Here is a 13939-nt window from a genome sequence, read left to right as displayed (position 1 = left end):
GCTGAGTCTGTTGTCTCAGCAAGGGCACCTGTCAACGTGCCTATGGTAGCAGCAACTGCGCTAGCTACAAGCTCCTTCCTTTAGGGAGGAGTAGTTGACGGTCATAAGATTAGCACGTATACCCAAACAAGTTCAAGAACTGGGAATTTGCCACAGCCAGTTCTTGAACTTGTTTGGGTATAAAATGAGTTTTACGCTATACTGAGTTTCTTAACTACTTGGGTAAATATGTTTGGCTTGATCAAAAAAATCTTTGGAACTGCGCAGAGCCGACAGGTGAAGCGTTATCAAAAAATCGTTAAACAAATTAATCGGATTGAAGAGGGGTACCAATCTCTTTCTGATGAGCAGGTTAAAGGAAAGGTCGCTGAGTTTAAGAACCGACTGAAAGAGGGTGAGACTCTCGAAAGCCTCCTTCCCGAAGCGTATGCCCTCGTCAAGAATGTCTGCCGCAGGATGATGGGAACCGAGATTCATGTTTCGGGATATGACCAAAAATGGGACATGATCCCCTATGATGTGCAGCTAATTGGCGCGATTGCGATGCACTATGGATCGATCGCTGAGATGCAAACGGGAGAGGGAAAAACCCTCACCGCATCCCTTCCCCTCTTTTTAAATGCGCTAAGAGAGCGGCCTGTTCACCTCGTTACTGTAAACGACTATCTTGCAAACCGTGACTGCGAATGGATCGGTGGCATTTTCCGTTGGCTTGGAATGACTGTTAAAGCGCTCATCAACCAGATCCCTCCTCACGAGCGGAAAGAGATTTACAAAGCAGACATTGTTTATGGAACGGCTTCAGAGTTTGGGTTTGACTACTTGCGCGATAATTCGATGGCCCATGCTAAAGAGGAGCAGTGTCAACGGGGTTATTATTTTTCGATCATCGATGAAGTGGACTCGATCCTGATCGATGAAGCGCGGACCCCTTTAATCATCTCGGGACCTTCGGCGCAGTCCCGACAGATGTACGATGAGCTCAAAGGATCGGTCTCTCGCGTTGTCCGCTTGCAAAACGACCACTGTAATAAGCTTGCGACCGATGCACGAAAAACACTCGACAAACTCGGCCGACTGAAAGAAGGGGAAGAGGAAAAAAAGCTTTCTAAAGAGGAGGCGAAGGAGGAGGAAGAGGCTTTCCGCAAACTCTGGCTTGTCGGCAAAGGAACACCACAGAGCAAAGTTCTTAAAAGACTCAAAGAAAACCCGAGTCTCCGTGCAAAAATGGAGAAGTGGGAAACCTATTTCCATGCCGAGCCGAATAAAGATGAACGACATGAGATGCTTGCTCAGCTTTATATCATTATCGATGAACGGGCGAACGAGTATGAGCTAACAGACAAGGGAATCGGTGCTTGGGCAGAGGGAAACAAGCAAGCAGAAGATGACTTTTTGATGCTCGACCTGGGGCACGAGTATGCAAAGATCGATGAAAACCCCGCCCTTTCAGACCAAGAAAAGATGCAGGCAAAGATTGCCCTTCGTGAAGAAGATAGTAAGCGCAAAGAACGTTCGCATAACTTGCGGCAACTGTTCCGCGCTCACCTTCTCATGGAAAAAGATGTCGACTACATCGTCCAAGATCGGAAGATCGTCATCATCGATGAAAACACGGGACGCCCGCAGCCAGGACGTCGCTTTTCCGATGGTCTCCATCAGTCGATTGAGGCAAAGGAAGGGGTGCCCATCCAGCAGGAGACGCAGACCTACGCGACGATTACCCTCCAAAACTACTTCCGGATGTATGACAAACTTGCTGGAATGACCGGAACGGCAATGACTGAGGCGAATGAGCTTAAAGAGATCTACAAAATCGATGTCTTAGAAATCCCCACCCATAAAAAGTGTCAACGAAAAGATGCCGATGATGAAATTTACATGTCGGAGCGGGAAAAATATAACGCGATTATTAAAGACATCGCCGAAGTACAAGAAAAGGAACGTCCCATCTTGATCGGAACGGAATCGGTAGAGGTTTCTGAAAAGCTTGCTCGCATCCTCAAACAGAATAAGCTTAAACACACGATCCTCAACGCAAAAAATCATGCTAAAGAGGCAGAAATTATCGCCCAAGCGGGACAAAGAGGAGCGATCACCGTCGCCACTAACATGGCGGGACGGGGAACTGACATTAAGCTTGGCGAAGGGGTTGCTGAGGTAGGTGGACTCCACGTCATTGGAACGACCCGTCACCAATCTCGTCGGATTGATAGACAGCTTCGTGGACGGTGTGGCCGTCAGGGAGATCCTGGAACATCGAAGTTTTATGTCTCCTTTGAAGATCAATTGATGCGTCTTTTTACCTCCCCCAAACTGACCGCTTTCTTACAAAGGTTCCGCCCTCCTGAAGGAGAGCCGATCTCTGCAAAGGTCTTGAACCGCTCGATCGAAACGGCTCAAAAGCGGGTGGAGCAGCGGAACTACTCAATCCGAAAGCATACCCTCCAATATGACGATGTGATGAACAAGCAGCGGAAAGAGGTTTATGCCTTCCGCAATGATATCCTAGGCGAAGAATCTTCCCTTGAGCTTGCCGAAGAGGTCCTTGAGGAGATTTGCTCCGAAATAGCAGGACAATTTTTCGTTTCGCGGACAGACCATTGGGATCCTCAGGGTTATGCCGAGTGGCTGATGACCCACTTCCCCGTTACCTTTGATGATGGAGCCTTCGATAATGACTATGATACTTCTGAAGAGCTTGCGCAAAAAGCGGCAAAGCAAATCACTGCTGCCTTTAAAGCAAAGATGGACCACGAAGCAAACACCATTGCAGCCATTCAAAAAGAGGCAGGCAAAGAGGTTGATCCTACCCCTGTCTTATCCGAAGTGATTCGCAGTCTTCTTCTTAAGAACATCGATAAGCTGTGGCAAGATCACCTTCTATCGATCGATCATCTCCGCACCGAGGTGAACATGCGGGTGGTCGGACAAAAAGATCCTCTACTCGAGTTTAAGCATGAGGCTTTTGCCCTTTTTGATACTTTTACAAGTGATTTAAAGCTTCAGATTGGACATGCTCTTTTCCGCTTTGAGATGATGCCCCCAAAGCAGACAAAAAATCGCAAACACCGCTCGGGGCTCTACATTTAAGAGTTATTTTTGCCCAGCTCCTTAAAAGATTCTGCTATAGTATGCATGCTCAAAGCCCCATCCATTTTCATTTCAACATCTTTTGCAAGATTGCTCTCAGAGTTAATCTTCTTCAAAAGATCCAAATAGCCCTTTACATGATTAAACTCCTCTTTCTTTATAAAGAGTTGGGCTAAGGCATAAAAAAAAGCTTCCACTTCAGTAGAATGAAATACCTTCCTATCAGGATAAAGATCGGTAAGGGTCATCGCATGGTTTAAAGCCACATGAGCCTGGTCTAGCTCTCCCCTCCTTAAAAAATAGAGAGAATACTCCACCAAACCAAACAGATAATTGGGAAAAAGTTCGACCGTTTTTTTAAGAACCTGCGCTGCTTTCCTCGGTTGATCCAACAAACGATAAGCACTGAAGAGAAAGTTGTACAGTCTTGGAACATTCGGATATTTTTCTAAGTAATGGAGAATATCTTCAATAGTACCCTTTGGATCAGCCTTAACCTTTAAAAGAAAGCTATTAACAATATCCCTTTCTTTTTCAGGAAGGGTATTGAAAGCTTCACAAGTCTCCAAAGGTTCAAAAGAGATATCAAAGTCGGTACGAGGGATGAAAGGGGTAGAGTGCTTTAGACAACACTTTTTATATTTTTTTCCACTCCCGCAGAGGCAGGGATCGTTTCTCCCCATAGCTGCTGGTTTTTTACTCATCTCCCTTTTCGGGGGACTAGGAGTCTCATCGGACTTCTTTTCGCTCGGTTCATCCGATTTAAGGTTATTTAAAATTTGGTAGCGTTTGACCGTTTCTTGCAACTCTTTTATGCAAGATTCTTTTCCTTGCTCAAGAGCTTCAAGAAAGTACTCAATGGAAGTCTGCGTTGGATCGATTAAAAAACACCCAAAAAGTTCCCGAACCCCTTCAGTGCACTCCTCGGCACAGAGCTTTTCACAAATATTGACAAGAGCAACGGCAAAAAAACCTGTCCTATCGTCCTCATCCTCCAAAACCCCCTTTATAAGCTCCTTGGCATAAGGAATCACCTCTAAGCGGCTCACCTTTCCCAACCCCACCATGAACATAATCGAATCCAAGCAAGCCGCCCTTACATATTCATCAAGCTCTGCATCTTCAATCAAGGGCTTAATCTCTTCCCAGTTACCAGAGGCTGCATAAGCGAATAGGTAGGGAAGCTCTCCAGTTGAAAAGAGCCACCCCATCGCCTCGTCAATCGCTTCGGTAGAGGCATAACAAAGCTCAAGAAGCCTATCAAACATAAATGGCGCCTGAACAAAAACCCCCAACCTAAAGCCCCAGTAAAGAGCCGTGGGGTCTGAACACTCCCCCTCTTCTACAAGATCGGAAACCTCCTGGAAAAGAAAAGCATCGAGCGACTCGATGATCTCCTCCCTATTTTCCAGAAGATTTTTCTTTTCATCCGCCGTAAATTCTGTATGTTCCCCCGAAAGAATTCTATCGATATCGACTTTGCTGACCTTCATTTCAACCCAACCTTACCCTTGCAACACTTCTTATACTTTTTTCCACTCCCACAAATGCAGGGATCATTTCTCCCTATGGAGTCCTCTTCCATATCCAAAACCATTTTCTCAAAAAGGTTTTGCTCTTTGGATGCCTGCTTCATCAGAGCGCAGTGCCTTTTTAACCGCTCAACATAATCGGGATCGTTAGCACAAAATACCCTAAATAGTTCCACAAAATACTCCCCATGGGGAAAGAAAGTGAAAGGAGGAATACTAGGTCCAGGCAAATCGTGATCCTCGAATGAAAAATGGTTATCATAGTACGCCTTCTCCTCCCAGCCAAACTGAATATGGGCATATTCCTTTTCCCAATTTTCCGTTACGACCGCGAAATGAGCCTTTCGGCAGTCACACTCCGTGTCAATACAATAAAGATCAAGAAAGTAATAGGTATCAGGAGGAACAGGACCCTCTTCAGAGGTAGTGATACACCTCGTTTCTCGACTCGCAATTTCGGGAAAAACACGACCAAAAGAAAGAAAAGACATCGCTTAAGACCGATTAATTTTTAGTCGATTGTAACTTGCTAAACAATGCAAAGTCAAGCAGAATTTTGATCGTCTTTGAGAAGCCTTCTCCCAAAGTAAATAAGGGGAAAGCCAATTAGGCAATAGACGAACCAAAGGCGGCTACTCCATTCGAGAGTGACCACCCCATCTTTGGAGCAGAATAGAAGAAGTGCTCCCAGCATGAAAAGATGGGCGCCAATCATAAGAAATAGGAGAGGAAGGATCGTCCCTCTTCGGGAAACAACTTCTTCTTCAACCTCTTCATTTTGGATGGGAGGAGCTTCTTCAAACTCCATCTGGTCATAAGGCTTAAAGAGAGGATCTTCCTTTTCAGGCGCAGCTTCTTTAAAGGGGGCCTCTTCCCGCTCGTCGGGAACACCAAAGCCATGTCGGTCGCGCGCTGAGTAGGGAGGCTTGTAAAGCGATGCCAAACTCTCCTGCAGTGTTTGATCGGAAAATTTTGCATCTTTTTTAGGAGCTTGCTTGGATGTTTCAATGGAAGAGGTCAACAAATCGGTTCCGCAAAAGGGGCAATAAGTAGCCTCATAACTCACATCTGCTTCACAATTCCAACAAACTTTTGTCCGGTCTACCTGTTTCATCAAAAAAACCTCTTTCCTAGCTTACTTTTAATATAGTAGAAAAGACTGCTCTTTTCAAGATTTACTTTTTCGGAGAACAGTGTTACAATCTAGAGAATAAAGTTAGGAGATTGGAATGGCTGAAAAGCAAAAATTTGACCTTGCTGTGATTGGTGCAGGACCTGGAGGTTACGTCGCTGCCATTAAGGGCGCGCAAATGGGGAAAAAAGTTGCCCTAATCGAAAAAGAAAACCTGGGGGGGACCTGCTTAAACGTTGGATGTATCCCTTCAAAAGCACTCCTTTCGAACGCAGCGATTTTTAACAAGATCAAACATGCCGAAGACTTTGGAATCAACGTCGAAAAAGTCTCTTTCGACTATGGAAAAATGAAGACGCGGAAAGACAAAGTTGTAAGCGGAATCCGGCAAAGTTTAGGCGGCCTTTTAAAGTCGAATGGGATTACGATTTTTGAGGGCTTTGCAAAGTTTGAATCTCCAAAAGAGCTCAAAGTCAAAGGAAAAGATAACGCCCTTATTCAGGCCGATAAAATCATCATCGCTACAGGGTCGCAGCCCATCGATATTCCTGCTTTCCCTTGTGATCATGAGCGGATTTTAAACTCCACCTCTGCTCTAGAGTTGACCGAACTTCCCCAGTCGATGGCGATCATTGGCGGCGGCTATATTGGGTGTGAGTTTGCCTCTTTATTTGCAGAGTTTGGTGTCAAGGTCACAATCATCGAAGCACTTCCTTCCATTGTTCAAGCGCAAGGAAAAACGATTTCAGAGGCCCTGACCTCCGCCTTCACAAAACGGGGTATCGACATCAAAACAAATACCGCCGTTGAAAAGATCGATAAGACAGAAAAGGGGCTTGTTGTCCACTTTAAAGGGGGCGATTCGGTCAGTGTGGATAAGGCAGTTGTCTCTGTTGGAAGACGGCTGAACTCTGAAGGGCTTGGTCTTGATAAGGCAGGGCTAAAACCGGGTCCTAAGGGAGCAATCGAAGTGAACGAAAAGATGGAAACCGATGTTCCCGGTATTTATGCGATTGGAGACATCACTGCGATCGCAATGCTTGCTCACGTTGCCTCTCACCAGGGAATTGTCGCTGCTGCTAATGCATGTGGACAGGAGGCTCACCTCCATTACAATGCAATTCCTGCGGTGATCTTTACTCACCCCGAAATTGCGATGGTTGGATTGACAGCCGAAGAGGCGCAGGAAAAAGGACTCAATATCAATATCGGAACGTTCCCCTTTCAAGCGCTGGGAAAATCGGTTGCCACCAATGAAACCGAAGGGTTTGCTCAGGTCATTTCTGACAAACAGACAGGGGAAATTTATGGAGCCCAAGTGATCGGCCATGAAGCTTCTGCAATGATTGCTGAGATGGCCCTTGCGATTAACAACGAGCTCACATTAGAGTGTGTTACAGATACGATTCATGCTCACCCGACCATTCCGGAGGCATGGCTCGAGGCTTCTCTTCTAGCAAATGAGACGCCGATCCATTTTCCACCGAAGAGGAAAAAGTAGCTTGACACAGGAGCTTTTTAACAATCGCCCCAAAAAACTAAGCCGCCTTCCTGACAATCCCGAATCGGGAAAAGTAAAGGGGCGCTTTCCCTCCTGGCTACACCGAAAACTCCCCCGCGGGAAAGAGCTTTTCGAAACCCACTCCATCTTGGGAGGTCTTCCCACCGTCTGCGAAGAGGCCAAATGTCCCAACCGTCTTGAATGCTACTCGAATAAAACCGCTACCTTCCTCGCTTTAGGAAAAAAGTGTACCCGCGCCTGCGGTTTTTGTGATATCGACTTTTCAAAAGCGCCAATGCCCCCCGACGAAGAGGAGCCGAAAAAGATTGCAACATCGGTAAAAGGACTCGGCTTAAAACATGTTGTCATCACCATGGTTGCCCGCGATGACCTTCCCGACCAAGGAGCGACCCACATTGCCAACATCATCCATGCCATTCGAGAAGAAAACCCCGAAGCGACCGTTGAAGTCCTCACCTCCGATTTCTCTGGAGATGTAAAGCCGCTTTACATCGTCCTCGATGCCAAACCAGAAATCTTTAACCACAACATTGAAACGGTCCGCCGCCTCTCTCCCCGTGTCCGTCATAAAGCGACCTATGAGCGGACCCTTGAATTGCTCCGCCAGGTGAAAACCTCAGGAAAAGTTCCCTTTGTCAAGTCGGGGATCATGGTTGGTCTGGGCGAAACCGATGATGAGGTGAAGGAGACAATCGATGATCTTCATGAGGTGGGGTGTAGCATCATTACGATCGGACAATATCTCCAACCCAATAAAAACAAGCTCCTCGTCAAATCCTTTGTGACCCCTGAGCAATTTAAGTCCTACGAAACCTACGGGGAAAGTATCGGCGTCAAGTATATGTACAGCGGACCCTTTGTCCGTTCCAGCTACAACGCCTCTCTTCTTAAAGAGCGCGCATTTAGTGAGGCCGCCGATGAATAACCTGATCGACACCATCGACATGGAAATCCTCATGCATCGTGATGCCCACTTTGGGAGCAGCTTTGATGTAATGCTCGAGTACTATGAGCATGAAGGGGTAGGGGTGATGCCCGACTTTGAGATCGAAGAGATCAAAAAGCTGAAAGAACTTGAGCATCAGGGAGGAGAAAACCTCTCCGAAGTTTACCTCCCCGAAGAAGCTAAGGAAGGGATCGAAAAGGCCCAAAAGCTCTATCAAGACCTTCGGGAGGTCTATGCTGAAGAAAAGACTCCCAAGGAAAGCCTCCTCTTAAGTGATCTCATCCTCTCCGAAGAAGAGGTCCCCGAAAAGGAGATCGCCGCCATTGTTACCCAAGGAAAATCAATGGTTCCCGCCCTGATCGATCTCCTCACATCTTCCACCTTTTATGACCCTCTCTATCCAGGATACGGAAGGAGCCCCATTTTCGCCGCAAGGTGCCTGGCAAAAATTAGAGATGAGCGGGCGATTCCTCCCCTTTTCGAAGCTCTCGGTCAAGATAATTTCTTTACAGACGAAGAAGTGATCCATGCCCTAGCCTCTTTTGGGGAGAAAGCGAAAGCCTTTCTGATTCAAAGGCTCAAGCAAGAACCCTTCTCCAAAGATAATGAGTATGCAGCCATTGCTCTGACTGGCTTTACAGAGGATGAAGAGATCGGAAAAGGAGCGCTTGAAGTCCTTGAAAACGAGAAGACTCTTAAAAAGCCCCTTTTTGCGACCTATCTGATCTTTGCCTGCACCGACCTTACAGAAGAAGCTGAAAGAGAGCGCTTTATTGCCATCGCAAAAAAGAAAGGGCCTTCAAAAACTCTTCTTGATGAGATGTTGATCGTCATCAAAAATTGGAAAAAATCTCCTTGATCCGTTCCCCCTAATTCCTTACACCCCAGAGTGCTACTAACCTCAGTTTCGGGTTTAGTTTGCTTAGCTCCAGAGGGAGTTTTGCTTAAATTTTCTTCTTTTGGATCGAAGGTAAGGGTCTAAATTACCCTTTCCAAGATCACAAAGGAGAAAAGAAAGCTAAAATCCCCTGAGGCTGAGTGAAATAAACCCGAAACTGAGGTTACTACTGTCAATTGCTTGAATTTTTCTTTTCCTCCAGGTTCAGAGGGGTAAAATGACCCCTACTCTATTGGAGTATGTGGTCATTCTGCCCCCATAAACCTGATGAAAAATCGAAAATTCGGCATGGTTCAAAATACAGCATGCTGAGGTAACACTTCACGAAATGTGGACACTTCACGACGTCGCTTTTCTTCGCCTTCGGCTCCGAAGCTGTGTCGGTTCAGTGGATTTTTTTTGTTAAGCTGAAAGTCGAGCAAAGCGAATATGGTAAGTGGCTAAAAACCTGGAAAAAAAGAGGCTTGTTCCTTGGTGAAAGATGTGCAAGGTTTTCTAGGAAAGAACCTTTCCAGCGAACTGACATGGCTTCGGAGCCGAAGGCGAAGAAAAGCCATGCGGTGAGCTGTCCGCGGCTTCAAAATGGCTCTGCAAAATCGCCCCGCACGAGGGGTGGACAGTGCTTTGCACGGCCCCCCGAGGAGGGGTGATTTTGCAGAGCCATTTTGAAGCTCAAGGGGGCAGCAGGGGGCTTGCCCCCGACGCATCTTTCATAAGACCAAAATTGTTACCCTATTTTGAACCATGCCAAAAATTCCTTCATTTGACATTAGTAGCACTCTGGGGTTATAGGAAAGTTAAGGGGGATTGCCACTTGACACCATCAAAAAGATTTCAGCTTACCGACCGCGTTGCCTGCATTATCTTAGCAGGAGGACAGGGAACCCGTCTCTTCCCATTGACGCAGCACCGTTGTAAACCCGCTGTAAACTTTGGGGGGCGGTACCGCCTGATCGACGTTCCCATCTCTAACTCCCTCAACTCCAATATGAATCACATCTTTGTCATCTCCCAGTACTTTTCCTCTGGGCTCAATGAACATATTAAGGAAACCTATCCTCTTGACCACTTCCAGGGAGGAAGCCTTTCCCTTCTTTGTCCGGAAGAGCGCCCTTCTGGAAAAACCTGGTATGAAGGAACCGCCGACGCGGTTAGAAAAAACCTCGATGCCCTGACCAGCCTTCCCATCGACTACTTCCTCGTCCTCTCAGGAGACCAGCTTTACAACATGGATCTCGAAGCCATGGTCCAATTTGCTTATGAGAAAGATGCCGACCTGACCATCGCTGCCCTTCCTGTTGGAAAAACCCAAGCTCCTCGCCTGGGCCTTCTTAACATCGATGACGATTCTAATATTGTTGACTTCCACGAGAAGCCGAAAGATCCTGCGATCTTAGAAAAGTTTGAGCTTTCCGATGAGTTTGTGACCTGCAACGACATCCACTGCTGCAATCCTCCCTATTTCCTCGCCTCAATGGGAATCTATGTCTTTAAAAAAGAGGTACTCGTCTCCCTTCTCCAAGAAGATTCTCGAGAAGACTTTGGGAAACACCTCATCCCCACCCAACTTAAAAAAGGAAAGGCAGCCGCCTTCCTCCACCAAGGGTACTGGGAAGACATCGGAACGATCTCCTCCTACTTCGAAGCAAACCTGTCCCTGACCACTAACAGCTTAGGCCTTGATCTCTATAACGAAGTCCTTCCGATCTATGCTCATAACCACCACCTTCCAGGAGCCCGCCTTACCCAAACCATCGTTAAGGATTCGGTGGTCTGTGATGGAGCTGTTCTCGAAGCCAAGTCAGTTACCCACAGCATTATTGGAGTCCGTTCCGTCGTCAAACAAGGAACGGTGATCGAAGATGCGATTCTCCTCGGAAACCACACCTATACCGACGTCAAAGATGGAACTCGCGACTACGCCATTGGTGAAAACTGCCTCATTAAACGGGCAATCATCGACCAAAATGTCACGATTGGAAACAATGTAAAGCTAACCAATGCCGAGAATCTCGATACCTATGATGGTGAAGGGATTTACATCCGCGATGGGATCATCATCGTCACCAGTGGGACTACCCTTCCTGATAATTTTACTCTTTAGGTGGCTGAATATAGAGGATCTTTTTCGAAAAGTCGACGTAGATGACGTGGTTTTGTATAAAGTCCATGCCCAGCAGACCATCAATATCGCGCAACTTATCTGTCATTTTAAGAAACGTCAGCTCTTGAGATCCAAAATCCACCCCTCCTACCACAAACCTACCAGAATTCATGCTTGAAAGGCCGTGATACCCAATGCTTACCTCCTTATCTTTGGGAAGCATGGAATCCTTAAGAAGTGTCAACGTCGATCCTGTATCTAATATAAGCTTCAACTGACCAAGATCTGTTTCCACTCTTACAATCATGCCGTTACGTTTTAAACTAAAAGGAACTTTAATAAAAGAGTCCATCTCATACCCTTCACTTTTTAAAACATCCCAGTCATTGGTCGCAATGGTAACCGAACGTTTGATATCAAAAAGCAAATTCACATTCTTTAAGAGCTCTCTTCCTATATGCCCGATGTTTTCAGAGGGCAGTTTTTCTTCATTTTCTCCCTGCCAAATCACACAAACACTCCCCTCTTTTTCTGGAGTGCTCACCACCACAGGTTTTTGAAAAATTAAAGATCCCATTTCTAATTTTGAGAGCGTATATTTGGGATATTTAAAGCCTTTTCCTCGAAGGTTTCTCCATTTTTCAATTCCGCAACGCTTCTTATTGAAGTTTTTTAAAACTCCGGTATTAACGTACAACCCAAAGCGAGAACCAAGGTCAATAACAACAGGATAAGTTTTTCCTTCAACCATAACATCGACACAAGGGAGATTCGCTCGAGTAATTTTAACAGGCAAAATAGCAAAATAAGCTTTTTCCTTATAAAAAAAAGTCTTCCACAAAAGGGTTGATGTTGCACCCAATAAAATAAGTGCAACACCGAACCATAAAAGCCGTTTTCTGGTTTTTACCAATGAATGACCCCTCCTGCTTCAACTCTTCCATCCACACGACCACCTCTATCTCGGCTTACTTCTCCGTGTATAGATCCTGAAACTGTCCCACTTTCATTGGTAGCTCCAACCCCAACGTCTATCCTTGCGCTCCCATCCGTACCAACTCCTATATTCACCGATGCATCACGGCTCCAGCTACCAGAACTATCACTATCCGCATCATGATCATTCGAGCTATCATCACTTTCGCTGGTACCACTTGCCGCAGTCGGAACGATCCCAACACCAGCTTCTGAACCTAACGGCTGAACACTATGTCCATTCCAGCTAGATTCTTCATAATTAACATACTCGGCATATTCTTCACTAAGGCCTTCAATTTCCATGACGAAACTCCTTTGTTAAGGGTTAAACAAACATGAAAAATTTTAACTTACCATCCTTTTGGAACGCAAGCACAAAATTACGCTTCTTGCATTCTATCCCCCTTGATTAGGCGGCTCAATATAGAGGATCTTTTTCGAAAAGTCGACGTAGATGACGTGGTTTTGTATGAAATCCATGCCTAAAAACCCGTCAATATCACGCAACTTATCTGTTATTTCAATAAACGCTAGATTTTGAGGGCCAAAATCCGTTCCACTAATCATATACTTATTAGTAGTCATGACAGGTAAGCCATGGTAACCAACCTGTTTTTCCTTATTCTTAGGATGTAGGGAATCGCGAAGAAGGGTCCAGGTAGTCCCTGTATCCAATCCAAGCTTCAGTTCACCAAGGTCTGTTTTAATCTTTAAAATGATTCCCTTATAAATTTGCTTGAAGGGGATCTTGACAAAGGACTCCATTTCGTACCCTTCTTTAGCAAGCCTATCCCTATCATTCGTTGCAATAATGACAGATTTCTTAATGTCGAAAAGGAGGTTGACATTCTTTAGAAATTTTCTTCCAACATCTCCCATATTTTGAGGAGGTGATTTTTCCACCCCTTTTTTAAGGTAGATAATAGAGGCATCTCTTTGTTTTTTAGAAAGAGCTGTTACTAGTGGGTTTTTAAAAACTAAAGATCCAACCTCTACTTTCGGAAGGATATATTTAAGACGCTTAAACTTTGTCCCTCGAAAATTTCTTGAAACCTCAATTCCATGCCGCCTTTTATTCAAACTTACTAATGCTTCATCATGTATGCATATTCCGAAGCGAGACCCCAAATCAACCATAATCGGGTAAGTTTCACCCTCAATCTTCATATCTATGCAAGGAAGGTTTGATTGGGTGAGCTTTACAGGCAAAGTTTCGAAATAGAGCTTTTCTTTATAAAAAAAACCCTTCCAAACAAGGGTAGATGTTGCGCTTATTAAAATAAGCGCAACACCCCATTTTCTAAGTTTTATCATCTGCTAAAAATCAAACTTAATGTCTCCTCTTACTCCACCATTAACATGCCCATCTCTATCTCGATCAACTCCCCCGCGTATAGATCCTGAAATAGTTCCACTTTCATTCTTAATCTCAACTCCTACATCGGCACGGGCGGACCCATCTCTATTCACTCCTCCTCCTGCTGACACAGAGCCACTCACACCTTTATCTGAACTGCTGTCATCCGAGTTATCATCGCTTTCGCTAGTCCCACTTGCCGCAGTCGGAACAATCCCAACACCTGCTTCTGAGCCTAGATGCTGCACAGAACGTCCATTCCAGCTTTCTTCTTTCTCGTGACTACTCCCTCGCCTAAAGGCGAGGGCTTCTAGGGATTGTTCCCAGGCCATCTAGTCCGAGGGCCAAAATATTTTGTGCTGCGTTGAGGTCCCGCG

At 45.6% G+C, this 13939-nt stretch carries 12 protein-coding genes; 5 read left to right on the top strand and 7 right to left on the bottom strand.

Features of this window, described 5'->3' with window-relative positions:
* Positions 1 to 228 precede the first annotated feature (228 nt).
* Entirely contained in the window at positions 229 to 3093 is a 2865-nt protein-coding gene (gene secA, locus NEPTK9_RS07625; RefSeq protein WP_194848241.1) for a preprotein translocase subunit SecA, read from the top strand.
* Here the strand turns inward: secA and NEPTK9_RS07620 are convergent.
* From NEPTK9_RS07620 to NEPTK9_RS07610, 3 genes are all read right to left on the bottom strand, one after another.
* Positions 3090 to 4586: a DUF1186 domain-containing protein gene (locus tag NEPTK9_RS07620; protein ID WP_194848240.1), complete on the bottom strand. Its 1497-nt coding sequence runs from the start codon at positions 4584 to 4586 to the stop codon at positions 3090 to 3092. The two genes, secA and NEPTK9_RS07620, sit on opposite strands and share 4 nt — an antisense overlap.
* Positions 4583 to 4678, bottom strand: coding sequence for an SEC-C metal-binding domain-containing protein (locus NEPTK9_RS10035; RefSeq protein ID WP_420887673.1), 96 nt, complete (start codon positions 4676 to 4678; stop codon positions 4583 to 4585). The genes NEPTK9_RS07620 and NEPTK9_RS10035 overlap by 4 nt, the downstream gene beginning before the upstream one ends.
* A gap of 491 nt (positions 4679 to 5169) precedes the next feature.
* Complete coding sequence (locus tag NEPTK9_RS07610; RefSeq protein ID WP_194848238.1) at positions 5170 to 5739, bottom strand: zinc ribbon domain-containing protein; 570 nt, start codon at positions 5737 to 5739, stop codon at positions 5170 to 5172.
* A gap of 115 nt (positions 5740 to 5854) precedes the next feature.
* On the opposite strand from NEPTK9_RS07610, the gene lpdA reads away from it, so the two are divergent.
* The 4 genes from lpdA (at position 5855) to glgC (ending at position 11227) form a co-directional block, all read left to right on the top strand.
* Positions 5855 to 7258 (top strand): dihydrolipoyl dehydrogenase, encoded by a 1404-nt coding sequence (gene lpdA / locus NEPTK9_RS07605; RefSeq protein ID WP_194848237.1) that lies wholly within the window; start codon positions 5855 to 5857, stop codon positions 7256 to 7258.
* Positions 7218 to 8204: a lipoyl synthase gene (gene lipA / locus NEPTK9_RS07600; protein ID WP_194848236.1), complete on the top strand. Its 987-nt coding sequence runs from the start codon at positions 7218 to 7220 to the stop codon at positions 8202 to 8204. The genes lpdA and lipA overlap by 41 nt, the downstream gene beginning before the upstream one ends.
* The gene (locus tag NEPTK9_RS07595) at positions 8197 to 9084 is read left to right on the top strand and encodes a HEAT repeat domain-containing protein (RefSeq protein ID WP_194848235.1); all 888 of its coding nucleotides are present in this window, start codon (positions 8197 to 8199) and stop codon (positions 9082 to 9084) included. The genes lipA and NEPTK9_RS07595 overlap by 8 nt, the downstream gene beginning before the upstream one ends.
* Before the next feature lie 853 nt (positions 9085 to 9937).
* Complete coding sequence (gene glgC / locus NEPTK9_RS07590) at positions 9938 to 11227, top strand: glucose-1-phosphate adenylyltransferase (protein WP_194848234.1); 1290 nt, start codon at positions 9938 to 9940, stop codon at positions 11225 to 11227.
* Here the strand turns inward: glgC and NEPTK9_RS07585 are convergent.
* The 4 genes from NEPTK9_RS07585 to NEPTK9_RS07570 all read right to left on the bottom strand — a co-directional run bounded on the left by NEPTK9_RS07585 (position 11217) and on the right by NEPTK9_RS07570 (position 13894).
* Complete coding sequence (locus NEPTK9_RS07585; protein ID WP_194848233.1) at positions 11217 to 12140, bottom strand: pepsin/retropepsin-like aspartic protease family protein; 924 nt, start codon at positions 12138 to 12140, stop codon at positions 11217 to 11219. The genes glgC and NEPTK9_RS07585 overlap by 11 nt on opposite strands.
* Entirely contained in the window at positions 12134 to 12508 is a 375-nt protein-coding gene (locus NEPTK9_RS07580; RefSeq protein WP_194848232.1) for a hypothetical protein, read from the bottom strand. The genes NEPTK9_RS07585 and NEPTK9_RS07580 overlap by 7 nt, the downstream gene beginning before the upstream one ends.
* A gap of 93 nt (positions 12509 to 12601) precedes the next feature.
* On the bottom strand, positions 12602 to 13285 hold the full coding sequence (locus tag NEPTK9_RS07575; RefSeq protein ID WP_194848231.1) for a hypothetical protein: 684 nt from the start codon (positions 13283 to 13285) through the stop codon (positions 12602 to 12604).
* A gap of 237 nt (positions 13286 to 13522) precedes the next feature.
* Positions 13523 to 13894: a hypothetical protein gene (locus NEPTK9_RS07570; protein ID WP_194848230.1), complete on the bottom strand. Its 372-nt coding sequence runs from the start codon at positions 13892 to 13894 to the stop codon at positions 13523 to 13525.
* Positions 13895 to 13939 lie beyond the last annotated feature (45 nt).

This window comes from Candidatus Neptunochlamydia vexilliferae (assembly GCF_015356785.1).
GTDB lineage: Bacteria > Chlamydiota > Chlamydiia > Chlamydiales > Simkaniaceae > Neptunichlamydia > Neptunichlamydia vexilliferae.
Note: the sequence above shows the minus strand (reverse complement) of the source record. Positions and strands in the feature narration are given on the sequence as shown.